The sequence below is a fragment of the Microbacterium sp. NPDC058269 genome (assembly GCF_042881445.1).
In the GTDB taxonomy this organism is placed as follows: Bacteria; Actinomycetota; Actinomycetes; order Actinomycetales; family Microbacteriaceae; genus Microbacterium.
In genome coordinates, this window is sequence record NZ_JBHVXT010000002.1 from 793,043 (window position 1) to 809,983 (window position 16,941).

Below are 16,941 nucleotides of genomic sequence, written 5' to 3' on the forward strand. Positions count from 1 at the left end.
ACAGCACCGATGATGTCCGCTCCAGACGATGAGGGCCGTGTGGCTCCCGTCTCGCACCGTAGAAGTCGGGGGCGCATCGGCGCTCTCGCCGTGACCTGCGTCGCCGCGCTGAGCCTCGGCTCGCTGGCCGCCGTTCCCGCCACCGCCGACACCACGGGTACGGGGGTGGTGATCAACGAGGCGTATCTCTCCGGCGGCAGCGCGGGAGCGGCGTTCAAGAACAAGTTCGTCGAGCTGTACAACCCCACGTCCGCCCCTGTCACCCTCGACGGCATGTCGCTGCAGTACCGTTCGGCGAACGGAACAGCGGCGTTCAATGGCGTGGCTCCGCTCACCGGTGTGATCCCCGCCGGCGGCTACTACCTGGTGCAGGGCAACAGCAACGGTGCGAACGGCGCCGAGCTGCCCGCACCGGACGCCGTCAGCACCCTGACCCCGAGTGGCACCAACGGCACGCTCGCGCTCGTCGAGGGCACCGCCGCCGTGAGCCTCACTCCTGGCTCGGTCGTGGGCGTCGACGGCGTCGTCGACCTGCTCGGCTACGGCTCCTCCAACACCTTCGAGGGCACGGCGGCCACCGCGCCCACGGGCAACACCGACGTCAAGTCGCTCAACCGCACCGGCGGCGTCGACACCGACGTCAACAGCGCCGACTTCACGCTCTCGCCCACGATCACGCCGCAGAACTCCGGCGACACCGACCCGGGCACAGGTCCCGGCACGGATCCGACGAAGGCCACCATCGCCGAGGTCCAGGGCTCGACCGACGTCTCCCCGCTGAACGGTCAGACCGTGCAGGTCGAGGGCGTCGTCACGGCCGACTACCGCACCGGCGGCTACAAGGGCATCGTCATCCAGACCCAGGGCTCCGGCGGCGCGACGGATGCGACGCCCGGTGCCTCCGACGGCGTGTTCGTCTTCCTGAACGCCCTGACCCCGACGCTCGCGATCGGTGACCTCGTCTCGGTGACGGGCTCCGTGAGCGAGTACTTCGGACAGACGCAGATCAATCCGGCCGCGGCCGCCGACGTCGAGGTCCTCACCGCCGGCGTCGGAGTGCCCGCCGTCACGCCGCTGCCCGCCACGGTGCAGGGTGCCGACCGTGAGCAGTACGAGAACATGTACGTTGCTCCGGAGGGGAACTACCGTCTCGCCTCGAGCCACCAGCTGTTCAACTTCGGCGCGCTCTGGCTCAACGCCGGTGACGCGCTCGCCGTGAAGAGCACAGAGACCACCCGTCCGGGCGACGCCGCTGCAGCGATCGCCGCAGCCAACCGCGCCAACCGCATCCTGCTCGACGACGGCTGGTCCATCCAGGTGTCCAACAGCGGGCACCCCGGCGAGCAGCCCTACTTCACCAAGGACACGGTGGTCCGCAACGGCGACACCGTCGACTTCGGCGACAACGGCTACGTGCTGCAGTGGGGCTTCAACGACTGGCGTCTGCAGCCGGTCGTGCCGATCGACGACTCTTCGTCCGCCGACCTCAAGGTCGGTTTCGAGGCGACGAACCCGCGCACCGAGAGTGCACCGACCGTGGGCGGCGACGTCCAGGTCGCGTCCTTCAACGTCTACAACTACTTCACGACGCTGAAGAGTGAGAACTCCAACGCCCGAGGTGCGGCGAACGCGGCGCAGTTCGCGATCCAGAAGTCCAAGATCGTCGCGGCGATCAACGGGCTGGATGCGGACATCGTGTCGCTCATGGAGATCGAGAACTCGGTGCAGCTGGGCAAGCCCATCGACACCGCCCTCAAAGACCTGGTCGCCGGGCTCAACGCCGACGCCGGCAGCGACGTGTGGGGGTACGTGCCCACGCCCGCCGCTCTGAACAACGCGGCGACGACCGACTTCATCACCAACGCGATCATCTACAAGAAGGATGCGGTCAAGCGGGTCGGCGACAGCGTCACCGTCACCGACGAGACCGTATGGGGCAACGCCCGCGAGCCGATCGCGCAGGCGTTCGACATCGACGGCCGCGTCGTGACGGTCGTCGCGAACCACCTGAAGTCGAAGTCGCCGCCCGAGGGTGCAGGAGCCGAACCGGCCGACGGCCAGGGCTTCTTCAACGCCGACCGCGTGAAGCAGGCGAACGCGATCCTCGCCTTCACCGAACAGCTCGAGGAAACCACCGGCAGCGGCGACATGCTGCTGATCGGCGACTTCAACGCCTACGGCAAGGAAGACCCGATCGACGTGTTCACCTCGAACGGGTGGAGCGATCTGGTCGCCGACAAGGCCTCCGGGCAGTACACGTACACGTTCGACGGCGAGCTCGGCTCGCTCGACCACGTGATCGCGTCGCCGTCGCTCGCCTCGTCGATCACCGGTGCAGGTGTGTGGGGAATCAACTCGCCGGAGTGGAGCGACCGCGGCTACGCGTTCGGCGCCACCGAGTCGGGAACGCCCTACCGTTCCAGCGACCACGACCCGATCATCGTCGGCGTCTCCTCGGAGATCCCGCCGGTGAGCATCGACGTCGTCACGGTCAACGACTTCCACGGTCGGATCGAGGCCGACGGCGCTGCCGCGGGGGCGGCGGTGCTGGCCGGTGCAGTCAAGCAGTTCCGTGAGGCGAACCCGAACACGATCTTCGCCGGAGCCGGTGACCTGATCGGCGCATCGACGTTCACCTCGTTCATCAACGACGACAACCCCACGATCGACGCACTCAACGCGGCCGGCCTCGACGTCAGCGCGGCGGGCAACCACGAGTTCGACCAGGGCTGGGAAGACCTGCGCGATCGTGTGCAGGAGCGCGCGGACTGGGAGTACATCTCCTCGAACGTGTTCGTCACCGAGACCGGCGAGCCCGCGCTCGCACCGGCATGGGTGAAGGAGCTCGACGGCGTGCGGGTCGGTTTCGTCGGTGCGGTCACCGAAGACCTCGACTCGCTCGTGTCGCCCGAGGGCATCAAGGACCTCGAGGTCCGCAGCATCGTCGACTCCGTGAACGCGGTGGCCGACGACCTGCGTGACGGCGACGAGTCCAACGGTGAGGCGGATGTCGTCATCCTGCTCGTGCACGAGGGGGCATCCAGCACCGCCGTGTCCAGCATCACCCCGGACTCGCCTCTCGGCGAGATCGTGTACGGGGTCGATGACGACGTGGACGCCATCGTCTCGGCGCACACCCACCTCGCCTACAACCACGTGATCGACGGCCGTCCGGTCGTGTCCGCGGGGCAGTACGGCGAGAACCTGGGCCTGATGAACATCCAGGTCGACCCGAAGACGAAGGACCTGATCTCGATCACGAATGAGATCAAGCCCCTCACCGCTGCGGGCAAGCCGCTGTACCCGGCTGTCCCCGAGGTGGCCGACATCGTCGCCAAGGCGAAGGCCGAGGCCGATGTGCTCGGCGCGATCAAGGTCGGAGACATCACGGCCGACTTCAACCGCGCACGTCAGACGAACGGATCGGAGAACCGCGGTGGCGAGTCCACCATCGGCAACTTCGTCGCCGACGTGCAGAAGTGGTCCACGGGCGCCGATGTGGCGATCATGAACCCGGGTGGAATCCGCGCGAACCTCACGTACGCCTCGGCCGGAGCATCCGACCCCGACGGCAACGTCACCTACCGCGAGGCGGCGACGGTCCAGCCGTTCGCCAACACGCTGGTGACGCTGACGCTCACGGGTGCGCAGCTGAAGGGCGTTCTCGAGGAGCAGTGGCAGCCGGCGGGCTCGGCGCGTCCGTTCCTGAAGCTCGGCGTCTCGGAGGGGCTGGTCTACACCTACGACCCCGCCGCGGCACAGGGTTCGCGGATCACGTCGATCACGCTCAACGGCACACCGCTCGACCCGGCGGCGAACTACACGGTCGCAGCCAACTCGTTCCTCGCCGCGGGTGGAGACAACTTCTTCACCTTCAAGGAGGGCACGGGCAAGCGCGACACCGGCAAGATCGACCTGCAGTCCATGGTCGACTGGTTCGACGCGAACAAGACCGCGAGCCCCGACTACGCTCAGCGTGCGGTCGGCGTGGCGGTCACCCCCGCGGATGCCGACGGCTACAGCGCCGGCGACCAGGTGACCGTGTCGCTCTCCTCGCTGGCGTTCAGCGCCGGTGAGCCCGCTCCGGGTGAGGTGTCGCTGTCGCTCGGCGGTACGCAGCTCGCGGCCGGCGCGGTCGACCCGGCCGTCGTCGACACCACCGACGAGGGCGGGCGTGCCAGCCTGACCTTCACGGTTCCGTCCGGGGTCTTCGGTGAGCAGGTGCTCACCGTGGCCGTCGCCGGTACCGGAACCACGGTGCAGGTGCCGTTCACGATCGCGGGCGAAGAGGAGTTCGCCGGATCGATCGCCCTCGGCTCGTCCAAGGTGACCGCGGGCAAGAGCCTCAAGGTCACCGGTGAGGGCTACGTGCCCGGCGAGACCGTGTCGATCGAGCTGCGTCCGAAGAAGGGCAAGCCGGTCCAGGTCGGCACCGTCCAGGTGGGTGCAGACGGCACGTTCAGCACTTCGGTCACCGTGCCGAAGAGCGCTCCCTCGGGCAAGTACACGGTCGCTGCGTCGCAGGCCGACGGGGACGCGGCCACCGCCACCGTCACCGTCAACCGCGCGGGCGGCATCATCGGTGCGATCCTCGACTGGCTCTGGGAGCTCCTCACGCGGTGGTTCTGATGCGGGAAGAGTAGTTCTGATCCGCTCGTCGTATGACACAGGCGAAGGCCGTCGGGAGCGATCCCGGCGGCCTTCGTCGTCTCCCGCCCCGGCTGGGGGCGAGTGCTAGATTTCCAGGATGCGAGACAAGGCCACCGTCCGTGAGCCGACCGGCGCCGGCTGGTACGAGGTCGCGCGGCAGACACAGCGGTGGTGGGACGGTCATCGCTGGGGCGAAGATGTCATGCGGCAGGGGCGGCGGACGACGGTGACGGCGGTGCGACGAGGGACGACCCGCATGCAATGGGCGACGGTCGTGGTCGGCATCGCCGCGTGGGTGATCTTCCTCGCGCTGTCGTTCAGCTTCGGCGTCAGCGCCGCCTTCGCGCTCGCGGTGCTGCCCCTCTTCGGCAGCGCGGCGATCCTCTTCGCGGCGATCGCCGGTTCGCGGCTGATCACCGCCCTTCCTCTCACCGCGGGCGAGGCGACGCCCCCGCAGCAGGCGCCATAGCCTCAGGCGCTCACCGCGACAGGAGCCCATACGAAGCCGTCGGGATCGACGGCCGCACCCAGCACGCCGTTGACCGTGATCCGGTGCGACCCGGAGCCGTCCGCCGGCACACCCGCATCCTTGGCGAGAGAAGCGTGGCGGTACAGGCCGAGTCCGATCGGGCTCGCTCCGGTGTCGAACTGCACATAGCTGCGCCCGAAGCTCTTGCCGACGGGGATGCCGCGATCTGCGTAAAAGGTCTTCGACGCGACCACGTCCTCCGCGCCGAGCAGCAGCACGATCTCGTCGACCGCGCGACTCGGGGGAGCGGTGTCCTTCTTCGCGGAGGTCGCGATCTTCCAGATGGCGCCGTCGGGAGCCTGGACCGTGCAGCCGACGCCCCAGAGCGACTTCGACACCGGCTTGATGACAGTGGCTCCGCCGGCGACGGCCGCGTCGATGAGGGCGCGCACGTTCGCCGGCTGCGAGACGACGAGGGAGAGGGTGTAGCCGCGGAAGCCGGAGGTCTCGGCATCCGCGGTGCGGAACTGCAGGCGGTCGCCGAGGTCGAAAGCCTGCGCGTAGAAGGAGCGGGCGGCGTCCACATCGGGGACGTCGAGGGTGAGGGAATCGATGGTGGTGTTCATGACGACGACGCTACGAGGGCGGCTTCGCGCCCGCTTCTCGATTCCTGACCGATGCCTCCGCGGCCGGATTCGACACGAATTCCCGGCGGCTAGACTGGACGCATGCCCGAACCGAAAGTCGCCAGCTTTCCGGCGATCCGCGGTGCGCTGAAGTTCTACCAGATCGCGTCGATCATCACCGGAGTCATGCTGCTCCTGCTGCTGACCGAGATGGTGCTGAAGTACACGCCGATCCACCTCGAGCTCTTCATGGGAGGCTCCGGAGGGCCGCTCTGGTTCGCCGGCGTGCTCGCCGGTCCCGACTGCCAGTGGTGGTCGCTCTTCGCCCCGATGACCAACTCCTGCGAGATGACCTCGCTCGGCGACGGGTTCAACCTGTCGCTGTTCATCCTCGTGGCGCACGGCTGGTTCTACGTCGTCTACCTCTTCGCGTGCTTCCGCATGTGGAGCCTGATGCGCTGGCGCTTCCCGCGCTTCATCCTGCTCGCACTCGGCGGCGTCGTGCCGCTGCTGTCGTTCTTCATGGAGGCGGTCGTCGCCCGTGAAGTCAAGACCTATCTCGCCACCAGAGAGGCCGCCGAGGCCTCCACCCCCGCCCCGGAAGGTGTCCGTTGACCGAACAGTCCGAGACCCAGCAGCGTCCCGCGCTCGTCGTCGACTTCGGCGCGCAGTACGCGCAGCTGATCGCCCGTCGAGTCCGCGAAGCGGGCGTGTACAGCGAGATCGTGCCCCACACGGCCACGGCCGAGGAGATCGCCGCCAAGAACCCGGTGGCCATCATCCTCTCCGGCGGTCCTTCGTCGGTGTACGAGGAGGGTGCGCCCAAGCTCGACCCTGCGGTCTTCGAGCTCGGCGTCCCGACTCTCGGCATCTGCTACGGCTTCCAGTACATGGCCCAGACACTGGGTGGCGAGGTCGCGAACACCGGGCTGCGCGAGTACGGCGCGACGGATGCCGTCATCAGCGGTGACGGCGGCACGCTGCTGGGTGGCCAGCCCGCTCAGCAGAACGTCTGGATGAGTCACGGAGACCAGGTGGCCAAGGCCCCCGACGGCTTCGAGGTGCTCGCGACGACGGAAGCGACCAAGGTCGCCGCGTTCGCGAACCCCGAGCGCGGCTTCTACGGGGTGCAGTGGCACCCCGAGGTCAAGCACTCCGACCACGGTCAGCAGGTCCTGGAGAACTTCCTGCACAAGGGCGCCGGACTCGCCTCGGACTGGAACAGCGGCAACGTGATCGCCGAGCAGATCGAGCGCATCCGCGAGCAGGTCGGTGACGCCCGCGTCATCTCCGCGCTCTCCGGTGGCGTGGATTCCGCGGTCTCCACCGCTCTCGTGCACAAGGCCATCGGCGACCAGCTCACGGCCGTCTTCGTCGACCACGGGCTCCTCCGCAAGGGCGAGCGCGAGCAGGTCGAGAAAGACTACGTCGAGTCCACCGGTGTGCGCCTCATCACGGTCGATGCAGCCGACACGTTCCTCGGTCACCTCCAGGGTGTGACCGACCCCGAGGAGAAGCGCAAGATCATCGGACGCGAGTTCATCCGCGCGTTCGAGAAGGTGCAGCTCGACCTCGTCGCCGAGGCGAAGGCCTCGGGCGGCGCACCCGTGAAGTTTCTCGTGCAGGGCACGCTCTACCCCGACGTCGTCGAGTCCGGCGGCGGTGCGGGCACCGCGAACATCAAGTCGCACCACAACGTGGGCGGCCTCCCCGACGACCTCGACTTCGAGCTGATCGAGCCGTTGCGCGCCCTCTTCAAGGACGAGGTGCGCGCGATCGGTCGCGAGCTCGGCATCCCCGAGACGATCGTCGGACGTCAGCCGTTTCCGGGGCCCGGTCTCGGCATCCGGATCATCGGTGAGGTCACCGCTGACCGTCTCGAGATTCTGCGTGAGGCCGACGCCATCGCGCGCGACGAACTGACGAAGGCGGGCCTCGACCAGGAGATCTGGCAGTGCCCCGTCGTGCTGCTCGCCGACGTGCGTTCGGTGGGCGTGCAGGGCGACGGCCGTACCTACGGTCACCCGATCGTGCTGCGTCCGGTGTCGAGTGAAGACGCCATGACCGCCGACTGGACGCGTCTGCCCTACGACGTGCTGTCGAAGATCTCGAACCGCATCACGAACGGCGTGCGCGACGTCAACCGCGTCGTGCTCGACGTCACGTCGAAGCCGCCGGGGACGATCGAGTGGGAGTAGGGAGCGCGATGCTCCCCGACGCGGCGCCGGTGCTTCCCGACGCCGAGTACCTGGTGCTGTCCAGCCGGCTGATCCCCGGCATGGACGGCGGCTACACGATCGCGACGCTCACGCGCGCGCGCCAGCTCGCTGCCGCCGGGGTGGGCGGCGGTGCGGGTCCGCAGCTGCTCACGTTCGACCCGGGGACCGCGGCCGACCACGCTGAGCACCGACGGACGTTCGCGGAGCAGGGTGCGCTCGTCGACCCTTCGCGCATGCGGAACCTGTTCGACGAGGCCGCGGATGCCGACGGGGGAGCAGCCGACTGGCTGCGTGCTGCCGCCGACGCCGCGGTCGGCCCTGATCCCGACATCGAGTACCGGGTGCTGACGGATGCCGAGGAGCGGCCGTTCGCAGCGCTGCCGGTCATCCCGGGCAATCCCGACTGGCACCTGACCGAGGAGCCCGTCCTCGTCTACGGCGCCTCGGGCGAGGTCGTCGGCGCGCTGCACGGGTTCCGCGGGCTCTACCTGGCGTGGCTCGAGAAGGTGACGGCGGCGTTCGGCGACCGTCAGATCATCGTGATCTGCGAGTCCCGACAGCTGGGCGAGCTCATCGCCGACTGGTCCGACCCGCGAGTACGCATCCTGCACACGATTCACACCATGCACGTGGAGGCGCCGTACACTCCGGACGCCCCGATGAACACGCTCTGGACGCGCTGGTTCCGCCTGGCCGATCGCTTCGACGCCGTGATCTGGCCGACCGCCACGCAGCGCGACGACGTCGTGGCGCGCTTCGGATCCGCGGCCTCCCACGTCCTGGTGCCGAATCCCATCGCCCCGGTCGAGCGTCGCGACGATCTGCGTGAGAACGGCCTGGTGGTCGTGCTCGGCCGCCTCGCTCCGGGCAAGCGCGTCGAACACGCGATTCGTGCCTTCCTGGCCGCAGACGTCGACGGCGCACGGATGGAGATCTGGGGCGGCGGGCCCGAAGAGGATCGGCTGCGCGCACTGATCGAGGAGCTCGACGCGGGCGACCGTGTGCTGCTCGCGGGCTATACCGATTCCCCGGGAACCGTGCTCGATCGGGCGTCGATGATCGTCACGGCGACCGCCTTCGAGGGGCAGCCGCTGTCGATCGTCGAGTCGCTGCTGCACGGGACTCCCGTCGTGTCGTACGACGCCCGCTACGGCATCCGTGACGTGCTGGCACAGGGCGGTGGCGTCCTGGTCCCGAGCGGTGACGTCGATGCGCTGGGAGAGGCGATCCACGCGCTGCTGACCGATCCCGATCGACTCGCGGCCCTGAGCGCCGAGGCCCCATCGGTCGCCGCGGCGTGGAGCCCCCAGCGCTCGCTCGACGCCCTCACCGCGGTGATCGCCGACGTCGCTGCGCGCCCTTCCCGTCGCGTCTGACTCTGCGAGAACTCTCTTCAGAAAGAAATTCCGGGATGATGTCGATCCGGGCCGTTCCCGTTCGACGTCATTGATGAGAGGGTCGAGAGACGGCCCTTCGAACAAGGAGAACATCATGAAGTTCATGCTCATCATGCGCGCGACCGACGAGGCCGTCGAGGCATACAAGGAGACCCCGTTCGAGCAGGTCATCGAGGCCATGGGCAAGTACAACGAGTCCATGATCAAGGCCGGCGTGCTCGTCGCGGGCGAGGGGCTGACCGACGCGTCCGAGGGTTTCGTCGTCGACTTCAGCACGGAGAAGCCGCTCATCACCGACGGCCCCTACGGTGAGACCAAGGAGCTGTTCAACGGCTTCTGGATCATCGAGGTGCCCACGCGGGAAGAGGCAGCGGAGTGGGCGAGTCGTGCACCTCTCGGACGCGGTTCGTACCTCGAGGTGCGGCGCGTGACCGGCGTCGAGGACTTCCCCGCCGACAACGAGTGGATCGAGAAGGAAGCGGGCTGGCGCGAGGAGCAGGCTCAGCGCGCCCAGCAGTGATCGAGAAGCAGTGATGGAGCTGCACTGATGGACGCCACGGCGGACGACGAGACGGCGCGTTCGGCACCCGACCCCGGGTCCGCGGAGCGCGCCGTCGCTGCCGTCTGGCGCATCGAGTCCGCACGCATCGTCGGGGCGCTCACGCGGATGGTCGGCGACTTCGGCCTCGCGGAAGACCTGGCCCAGGAAGCGCTGGTCGATGCACTGCAGCAGTGGCCCGCCGAGGGGGTTCCGCGCAACGCCGGGGCGTGGCTCACGGCGGTCGCGAAGCGCAAGGCCATCGACCGGTGGCGTCGGCAGGAGCGCCTTGACGAGAGGGCCGCACTGCTCGCGCACGACCTGGAGCGCGAGCAGCGCGACGGGGGAGACCCGCTGTGGGACCCGGACACGGTCGATGACGATGTCCTGCGTCTGATCTTCATCTCCTGCCACCCGGTGCTCTCCAAGGAAGCCCAGGTCGCTCTGACGCTACGGGTGGTGGGAGGGCTGTCGAGCGAGGAGATCGCCCGAGCCTTCCTGGTGCCGACCGCCACTGTGCAGCAGCGCATCGTGCGGGCGAAGAAGACGCTCGCCGCGGCGAACGCGCCCTTCGAGGTTCCTCCTCGCGAGGAGCGTGCGCAGCGCATCGGTGCCATCCTCGGTGTGCTGTACCTGATCTTCAACGAGGCCCATGCGACGAGCAGTGGCCCCGAATGGATGCGACCCGAGCTGAGCGACGAGGCCATCCGCCTTGGCCGTGTGCTCGCGGCGCTGATGCCGCGTGAGCCCGAGGTGCACGGCCTCCTGGCGTTGATGGAACTGACGGCGGCGCGGTTCGCCGCCCGTGTGGATCGCAACGGTGACCCCGTGCTCCTGGCCGATCAGGACCGCAGACGCTGGGACCGAGGACGCATCGCTCGCGGTCGTGCATCGCTGGCCACGGCGGACGTGCTCGGCCGTGGACGCGGCGCCTACTGCTTGCAGGCCGCGATCGCCGAGTGCCATGCGGTGGCGGCATCGATCGATGAGACCGACTGGGACCGGATCGTGCTGCTATACGAGGCACTCGGACGCATCTCTCCGTCACCGGTCGTGGAGCTCAACCGGGCAGCGGCCGTCGCGATGGCCACCGGACCCGCATCCGCCCTGCGCATCATCGATCAGCTGTCGTCCTCCGGGGCGTTGCGTGGCTACCACCTGCTGCCCGCGACGCGGGGCGAGCTGCTGCGGCGGCTCGGACGAGAGGAAGAGGCTCGGAGCGAGTTCGTCGTGGCCGCAGGTCTCGCCGGCAACGACCGTGAGCGGTCGTTGCTGGAGCGGAAGGCGCTCGGGGCAGAGAAATAGCCCGCCCCCAGCGGCAGCGCGAAGCTGCCGACGGGGACGGGCATCGGGGTGACGCGACGAGCGTCGGCGCCGTGTGGCGTCAGTCGTTGACCTTCTGGCCGCGACCGGCGATCAGCCCGTAGATCAGCAGCACGATGATGGAACCGGCGATGGCGAGGAGCCAGGTGCCCAGATCCCAGAACTCCGTGAGGGGGCGGTTGAGGATGAGGCTGCCGAGCCAACCGCCCAGCAGCGCTCCGACGACACCGAGGAGCAGCGTGATGAACCAGCCGCCACCCTGCTTGCCGGGAAGGATCAGCTTGGCGATGGCTCCGGCGATGAGGCCGAGAAGAAGAAAGCCGAGAAAACTCATGGTCAGCTCCTGTGGATCGGGAGCCCCGGGGTGCCGGGGCTTCTGACTTCTACAGTGCCGACATCGCGGCCCGAGTGCCAACCCCTTGCGCGCATGCCCCCGGATATGCGAAGAGGTCCGCCTCCCTGGGGAGACGGACCTCTAGGTGTGTTCGGATCAGGCTCGCGGTCAGTTGTTGCCGCGGGCGATCGCGATGATGCGCAGGATCTCGACGTAGAGCCAGACGACCGTGACCATGATGCCGAAAGCGCCGAGCCAGCCGTACTTGCGGGGAGCGCCGTTGCGGACGCCCTGCTGGATCTGATCGAAGTCGAGCACCAGCGAGTACGCCGCCATGATGACGACGAGGACGCCGATGATCAGACCGAGCGGGATGCCCATGATCTCGGCGCTGAACAGGCCGAACGCGTTGGTGTTGACGCCGGTCCACATGAGGACGAGGTTCAGCAGCGAGAAGACCAGGTAGCCGATCATGGCGATCATGAAGATCTTCGTCGCCTTCTTCGACGCGCGGATCTTGCCGCTCGCGAAGAGGGCAAGGGTCACACCGACCACCGAGACGGTCGCGAGCGTCGCCTGGAAGACGATGCCGGGCCAGCGGACCTCGAAGAACGCCGAGATGCCACCGATGAAGAGACCCTCGAACACCGCGTAGGCGAAGATGAGCGCCGGGCGGACCTTCTTGCGGGACGTGAAGGTGATGACCATCGCCAGCACGAAGCCGCCGAGGGCGCCGACGATCCACGGCAGCATGCTGACGGCAGCGGGGTTGTAGGGGTCGTAGCGCGGCACGTCCAGGCCACCGAGCGTCAGCACCCAGCCGATCGCGGCGGTGACGAGAAGGATGCCGAACAGGCCGGCGGTCTTCCAGACGGTGTCCTCGACGGACATGCGGTCGGTCTCGATGGCACCGGCTGGCGGGGCCGCGTACATGCCCTCGAGCTGCGCGTTGGCCGCGGCGTCCATCGCCCCGTGCTGGAGCGAGGCGTTCTGCGCGCCCTGGGCAGCCTGAGGTCCGCCCGGGTACGTCGCGACGTTGCGCGGGTCCTGCTGCTGGAAAGCAGGGTTGTTGAAAGCGAAGTTGCTCATTGGTGGGCCTCACTCCAAAGGGGGGTAGTAGGTCTCTTTCCTCCACGATACTCGCGAGGGCGCGCTGCCGGGGTGTTCTACGCTGAGAGCGTGCCCAGGAAATCACCCCTCGTCATCGGGCACCGCGGTGCGCCCGGCTACCGTCCGGAGCACAGCCGCTCCTCGTACGAGCTCGCTCTCGCCATGGGGGTGGATGCGGTCGAGCCCGACGTCGTGGCGACGAAGGACGGCGTTCTCATCGTGCGGCACGAGAACGAGATCTCCGGCACGACCGATGTGGCGGATCATCCGGAGTTCGCCGACCGCAAGACGACCAAGCGCGTCGACGGGCAGGCGCTGACCGGATGGTTCAGTGAGGACTTCACCTGGGCGGAGCTGTCGACCCTGCGCATCCGCGAGCGGCTGCCGGAGGTGCGGACCTCGAGCGCGAGCTTCGACGGTGCCCAGCAGATCCTGCGTCTGCGTGATGTGCTGGACATCGTGCGCGACGGATCGGCGGAGCACGGACGTGAGATCGGTGTGGTGCTCGAGGTCAAGCACGCCACGTACTTCGCGAGCATCGGCCTCGACCTCGCCCCGCTCATCGACCGCGAGCTGCGCGACGCCGGATGGGCCGAAGGCGAGCTGCCGCTGGTGATGGAGTGCTTCGAGTCGACGGTGCTCGGACAGCTACGCGCGCGCGGGGTCTCCGCCTCGTACATCTACCTGATCGAGGCGTCGGGGCGTCCGTACGACCTCCTCGTGGCTGAGGGCAAGCACGCCCTCACGTACAAGGAGACGGTCACGCCGAAGGGGCTCGACAACCTCGTCGGTCGCGTCGACGGCATCAGCGTGAGCAAGAAGATGCTGCTCGACCGGGGCAACACGATCGTGGCCGACGCGCATGCACGAGGCCTGCAGGTGTTCACGTGGACGTGCCGACCGGAGAACGCCTTCCTCGCGCCGGAGTTCCGCGGCTCGGGCGGACGCGGCGCCTACGGCGACTACGAGGCGGAATGGGGCGTCATCGCACGCCAGGGCATCGACGGCGTGTTCGTCGATCATCCCGATCTGGGCGTCGCCTTCTTCCGCAGCTGACCTGACCCTCCGCAGGTTCCGGACCCGTTCGCAGGACCCGGGAGCTCAGAGCGGGCCGAGCACGCTCTTCACATCGCCCTCGAGCACCAGTGCACGCAGGGGGTCGAGGATCTCGCGCTCCTCGAAGCGGAAATGCGACTCCATGATCGCGGCGATCCCGTCGAGGTGCCCGCCGATCGCCGCGGCGCCGTCACCGCGCTCGGCGGCACTGCGCAGCGAGGCGAGCAGGTGGGCGAGCATCGAGTGGTCCTGCATGAGCTTGTCGATGACTCCACCGAGCTCCGGCTGCTCCGCGCGCAGAGCGGGGAAGAGCTGACGGTCCTCGGCGCCGTGGTGGCCGTCGAGAGCTGCGCAGAAGCCGATGCAGTACAGCACGAGCTCCGACGTGGCATCCGGAGCGTCCTCTCCCGCGACGAGGGCTTCGCGGGTGGCGGAGAGGGCTGCACGCAGACGGGAATGCGCCGACCGGAGCTCGTGATCCCAGGCGATCAGGCGGGCGGCATCCATCGGCCCAGTGTAGGCGGAGGGGCGCTCAGAGGGTGCGGTCGAAGGCGCTCCTGCGTGTGGAGACGATCTCCTTGCCCAGCGGCATGAGCGAGACCGGGACCATCTTGAAGTCGGCGATGCCCATCGGGATGCCGATGATCGTGATGCACAGCAGGATGCCCGAGACGATGTGCCCGATCGCGAGCCACCAGCCGGCGAGGATCACCCACAGCACGTTGCCGAGGAACGACCCGACGCCCGCGGTGGGCTTGCTGATGACCTCGCGGCCGAACGGCCAGATCGCGTAGGCGGCGATGCGGAACGAGGCGATCGCCCAGGGGATCGTGACGATCGGGATGCACAGCAGGACGCCGGCCAGAACGTACCCGAGGAACAGGGCCCAGCCGGCCAGGATGACCCAGATGATGTTGAGGATCGTGCGCATGTGCTGATTGTGTCACCCCTGTTCGGCCGGGCCTGAGCATCCGCCCCGAGGTCCCGGAGGCGACGGACTCCGGATGCCAGACTGACCGCATGACCGGAATCGTGGTGCAAGACGTCAGCAGAGCGTTCGGGACGGTGCAGGCGGTGAGGGGTGCCACTCTTCGGGCCGAGCCCGGTCGCGTGACCGGCCTCGTGGGACCGAACGGTGCGGGCAAGACCACCCTGCTCCTGATGCTCGCCTCCCTCCTCGCGCCCGACGCCGGGTCGATCAGCATCGGGGGCGTCGATCCGTCCGTCGACCCGCTCGCGGCGAGACGTCTGCTCGGCTGGATGCCGGACGCGCTCGGCGCCTGGCCGTCGCTCACGGCCCGCGAGACCATCGTCACGACCGCACGCCTGTACGGCATCGAGAAGCCGGAGGCCGCGGTCCGTGCCGAACAGCTGCTCGCACTCGTCGGGTTGGCCGACCTCGCAGACTCTCCGGCCAAGGTGCTCTCCCGAGGTCAGAAGCAGAAGCTCGGACTCGCCCGCGCCCTCGTGCACGACCCTCAGGTGCTGCTCCTCGATGAGCCCGCCTCCGGTCTCGACCCTGAAGCGCGGGTGCAACTCCGCGTGCTGCTGCGCCGTTTCGCGGCCGAAGGGCGCACCGTGCTGATCTCGAGCCACATCCTCTCGGAACTCGAAGAGGTCGTCGACGATGCGGTGTTCCTCGTCGCCGGTGCCGTCGTCGATGCCGCTCCCGCGCGGAGGATGGTGCGCGCCTGGCGGGTGCGTCTCGCCGGTGCGACGGAGGAGCGGATGAAAGCCGACGCGTGGCAGGTGGCGTCGAATCTCGCAATCGCGCCCGAGTCCCTGGCACAGGATCGCGGGGCGGTGCTCGTCGGGTTCGACGGAGAGGATGCCGCAGCCCAGGCCCTGCGGCATCTCGTCGAGGCGGGCCTCCCGGTCGTGGAGTTCGCTCCCGCGCAGAACGAGCTGGAGCACACGTTCCTGAATCTGCAGCACGCGACACCACCCCAGCCACCCACCGGAACGGAGGCGGGCGCATGAGCCTCGCGAACATCGGCATCATCGCCCGACTCGAACTGACCCAGCGCCTGCGCAGCGTGGGCTGGTACGTGCTGCTCGGCGTCTTCGCACTGGTGCTGCTGGGCGTCACCGGGCTCTCGTTCGTCGTGTACTCCTGGGGCGACGCGATCGGCGCGGGCGTCTACTCGATCGTCGTCAACATCGTGCTGCTCCTGGTCGTGCTGGTGTCACCGACGCTCAGCGGCAACGCGATCAACGGAGATCGGGATGCCGCGACGCTCGCCGCCGTGCAGGTGACTGCCGCATCCACCGGTGACATCATGCTCGGCAAGCTCGTCGCGGCGGTCGCCACCGGCGGTGCCTTCCTGGTGGTCGCAGTGCCGTTCCTCGCCCTGTCGCTGCTGGGCGGGGGAGCGAACCCGGCCGTGCTGCTCGTCTCGCTGCTCGTGCTCGCGGCCGAGATCATCATCGTGGCCGCGATCGGCGTGGGCCTGAGCGGACTCATCGCCCGTCCGCTGTTCTCCGTCGCGACGACCTACCTGGTGGTCGCCGCGCTCGTGTTCGGAACGCTCATCGCGTTCGGGCTCGGCGGCATGGCGGTGCGGAGCGAGGCGACGGTCTATTCGCGGCCGTACGACGCCAACGGCAACCCTGACTGCGATCGCTGGGAGGTCAACAGCACCCAGGAGGTGCCGCGGTTCGACCTGGTCTGGTGGACGCTCGCCGCGAACCCGTTCATCGTGCTCGCCGATGCGACCCCGACCGAGTTCTCGCCGGAGGGGTACCCGGTCGACATGTTCGGCCAGATCAAGTACGGCCTGCGCAGCGCCCAGCAGTCTCCGCTCGAGCAGCGCTGGGACCCGTGCGATTGGGACGGCCAGACACCTACGGCAGAAGAGGTCATCGCCTCGTCGGTGCCCAGTTGGTTCGTGGGCCTCGGCGTACAGGTCGTCATCGCCGGCTCGCTGTTCGCCGGTGCCTGGGCACGTACCCGCACGCCGGCCCGACGCCTGCCCCCGGGCACGCGCATCGCCTGAGGCCGTCGCCCGGCTTGTTCCGGTCGCATCTCCCGCCGTGCCGGGCGCTCTCAGGCGGCAGGAAGTGAGACCGGATCGAACCGGATCGCGGTGCGGAGGTCGCCTCTCGGCAGATCGCCACCGTCCGTTCACCTGCTGTGCACCCGGGGGATCCTCTGCGGCCACGCAGGATCGGTGGTCTGGGCTGGTACCCGACTGAGTCCCTTCCGGACCGGCCCCGCGT

Annotated in this window: 15 protein-coding genes; 10 read left to right on the top strand and 5 right to left on the bottom strand. The window is 68.5% G+C overall.

The features are described from left to right. Window positions 1-9 precede the first annotated feature (9 nt). Window positions 10-4,629, top strand: coding sequence for an ExeM/NucH family extracellular endonuclease (locus ACFVWL_RS12250; protein ID WP_387182909.1), 4,620 nt, complete (start codon window positions 10-12; stop codon window positions 4,627-4,629). A 118-nt stretch (window positions 4,630-4,747) separates the two neighbouring features. Next, window positions 4,748-5,119 (top strand): hypothetical protein, encoded by a 372-nt coding sequence (locus ACFVWL_RS12255; RefSeq protein ID WP_387182912.1) that lies wholly within the window; start codon window positions 4,748-4,750, stop codon window positions 5,117-5,119. A 2-nt stretch (window positions 5,120-5,121) separates the two neighbouring features. On the opposite strand, the gene ACFVWL_RS12260 is transcribed toward ACFVWL_RS12255, so the two are convergent. Next, window positions 5,122-5,745, bottom strand: a complete 624-nt coding sequence (locus tag ACFVWL_RS12260; protein ID WP_387182914.1) for a glyoxalase — start codon at window positions 5,743-5,745, stop codon at window positions 5,122-5,124. Window positions 5,746-5,847: 102 nt separating this feature from the next. Between ACFVWL_RS12260 and ACFVWL_RS12265 the strand changes: the two genes are divergently transcribed. The 5 genes from ACFVWL_RS12265 to ACFVWL_RS12285 all read left to right on the top strand — a co-directional run bounded on the left by ACFVWL_RS12265 (window position 5,848) and on the right by ACFVWL_RS12285 (window position 11,204). After that, window positions 5,848-6,360 carry a DUF3817 domain-containing protein gene (locus tag ACFVWL_RS12265; RefSeq protein WP_387182917.1) on the top strand — a complete coding sequence of 171 codons (513 nt, stop codon included), beginning with the start codon at window positions 5,848-5,850 and terminating at the stop codon, window positions 6,358-6,360. Continuing rightward, on the top strand, window positions 6,357-7,943 hold the full coding sequence (guaA, locus tag ACFVWL_RS12270) for a glutamine-hydrolyzing GMP synthase (RefSeq protein WP_387182919.1): 1,587 nt from the start codon (window positions 6,357-6,359) through the stop codon (window positions 7,941-7,943). The genes ACFVWL_RS12265 and guaA overlap by 4 nt, the downstream gene beginning before the upstream one ends. 8 nt (window positions 7,944-7,951) lie before the next feature. After that, window positions 7,952-9,340: a glycosyltransferase gene (locus ACFVWL_RS12275; protein WP_387182922.1), complete on the top strand. Its 1,389-nt coding sequence runs from the start codon at window positions 7,952-7,954 to the stop codon at window positions 9,338-9,340. Window positions 9,341-9,455: 115 nt separating this feature from the next. Continuing rightward, the gene (locus tag ACFVWL_RS12280; RefSeq protein ID WP_387182925.1) at window positions 9,456-9,881 is read left to right on the top strand and encodes a YciI family protein; all 426 of its coding nucleotides are present in this window, start codon (window positions 9,456-9,458) and stop codon (window positions 9,879-9,881) included. A 27-nt stretch (window positions 9,882-9,908) separates the two neighbouring features. Then, complete coding sequence (locus ACFVWL_RS12285) at window positions 9,909-11,204, top strand: RNA polymerase sigma factor (protein ID WP_387182928.1); 1,296 nt, start codon at window positions 9,909-9,911, stop codon at window positions 11,202-11,204. Between the two features lie 79 nt (window positions 11,205-11,283). Here ACFVWL_RS12285 and ACFVWL_RS12290 read toward each other — a convergent pair whose 3' ends face one another. Continuing rightward, window positions 11,284-11,556 (bottom strand): GlsB/YeaQ/YmgE family stress response membrane protein, encoded by a 273-nt coding sequence (locus ACFVWL_RS12290; RefSeq protein ID WP_017203627.1) that lies wholly within the window; start codon window positions 11,554-11,556, stop codon window positions 11,284-11,286. A gap of 168 nt (window positions 11,557-11,724) precedes the next feature. Then, window positions 11,725-12,645: a Bax inhibitor-1/YccA family protein gene (locus tag ACFVWL_RS12295; RefSeq protein ID WP_387182931.1), complete on the bottom strand. Its 921-nt coding sequence runs from the start codon at window positions 12,643-12,645 to the stop codon at window positions 11,725-11,727. A gap of 90 nt (window positions 12,646-12,735) precedes the next feature. Here ACFVWL_RS12295 and ACFVWL_RS12300 point away from each other — a divergent pair, with 90 nt between their 5' ends. Next, window positions 12,736-13,722 carry a glycerophosphodiester phosphodiesterase family protein gene (locus tag ACFVWL_RS12300; protein WP_387182934.1) on the top strand — a complete coding sequence of 329 codons (987 nt, stop codon included), beginning with the start codon at window positions 12,736-12,738 and terminating at the stop codon, window positions 13,720-13,722. 45 nt (window positions 13,723-13,767) lie between these two features. Here ACFVWL_RS12300 and ACFVWL_RS12305 read toward each other — a convergent pair whose 3' ends face one another. Continuing rightward, complete coding sequence (locus ACFVWL_RS12305; protein WP_387182936.1) at window positions 13,768-14,229, bottom strand: hemerythrin domain-containing protein; 462 nt, start codon at window positions 14,227-14,229, stop codon at window positions 13,768-13,770. Window positions 14,230-14,254: 25 nt separating this feature from the next. Next, on the bottom strand, window positions 14,255-14,653 hold the full coding sequence (locus ACFVWL_RS12310) for a YccF domain-containing protein (RefSeq protein WP_387182939.1): 399 nt from the start codon (window positions 14,651-14,653) through the stop codon (window positions 14,255-14,257). An 89-nt stretch (window positions 14,654-14,742) separates the two neighbouring features. On the opposite strand from ACFVWL_RS12310, the gene ACFVWL_RS12315 reads away from it, so the two are divergent. Continuing rightward, window positions 14,743-15,702, top strand: a complete 960-nt coding sequence (locus ACFVWL_RS12315) for an ABC transporter ATP-binding protein (RefSeq protein ID WP_387182942.1) — start codon at window positions 14,743-14,745, stop codon at window positions 15,700-15,702. Further along, window positions 15,699-16,718 carry an ABC transporter permease gene (locus ACFVWL_RS12320; protein WP_387182945.1) on the top strand — a complete coding sequence of 340 codons (1,020 nt, stop codon included), beginning with the start codon at window positions 15,699-15,701 and terminating at the stop codon, window positions 16,716-16,718. Before ACFVWL_RS12315 ends, ACFVWL_RS12320 begins: the two co-directional genes overlap by 4 nt. The last annotated feature ends 223 nt before the right edge of the window (window positions 16,719-16,941 follow it).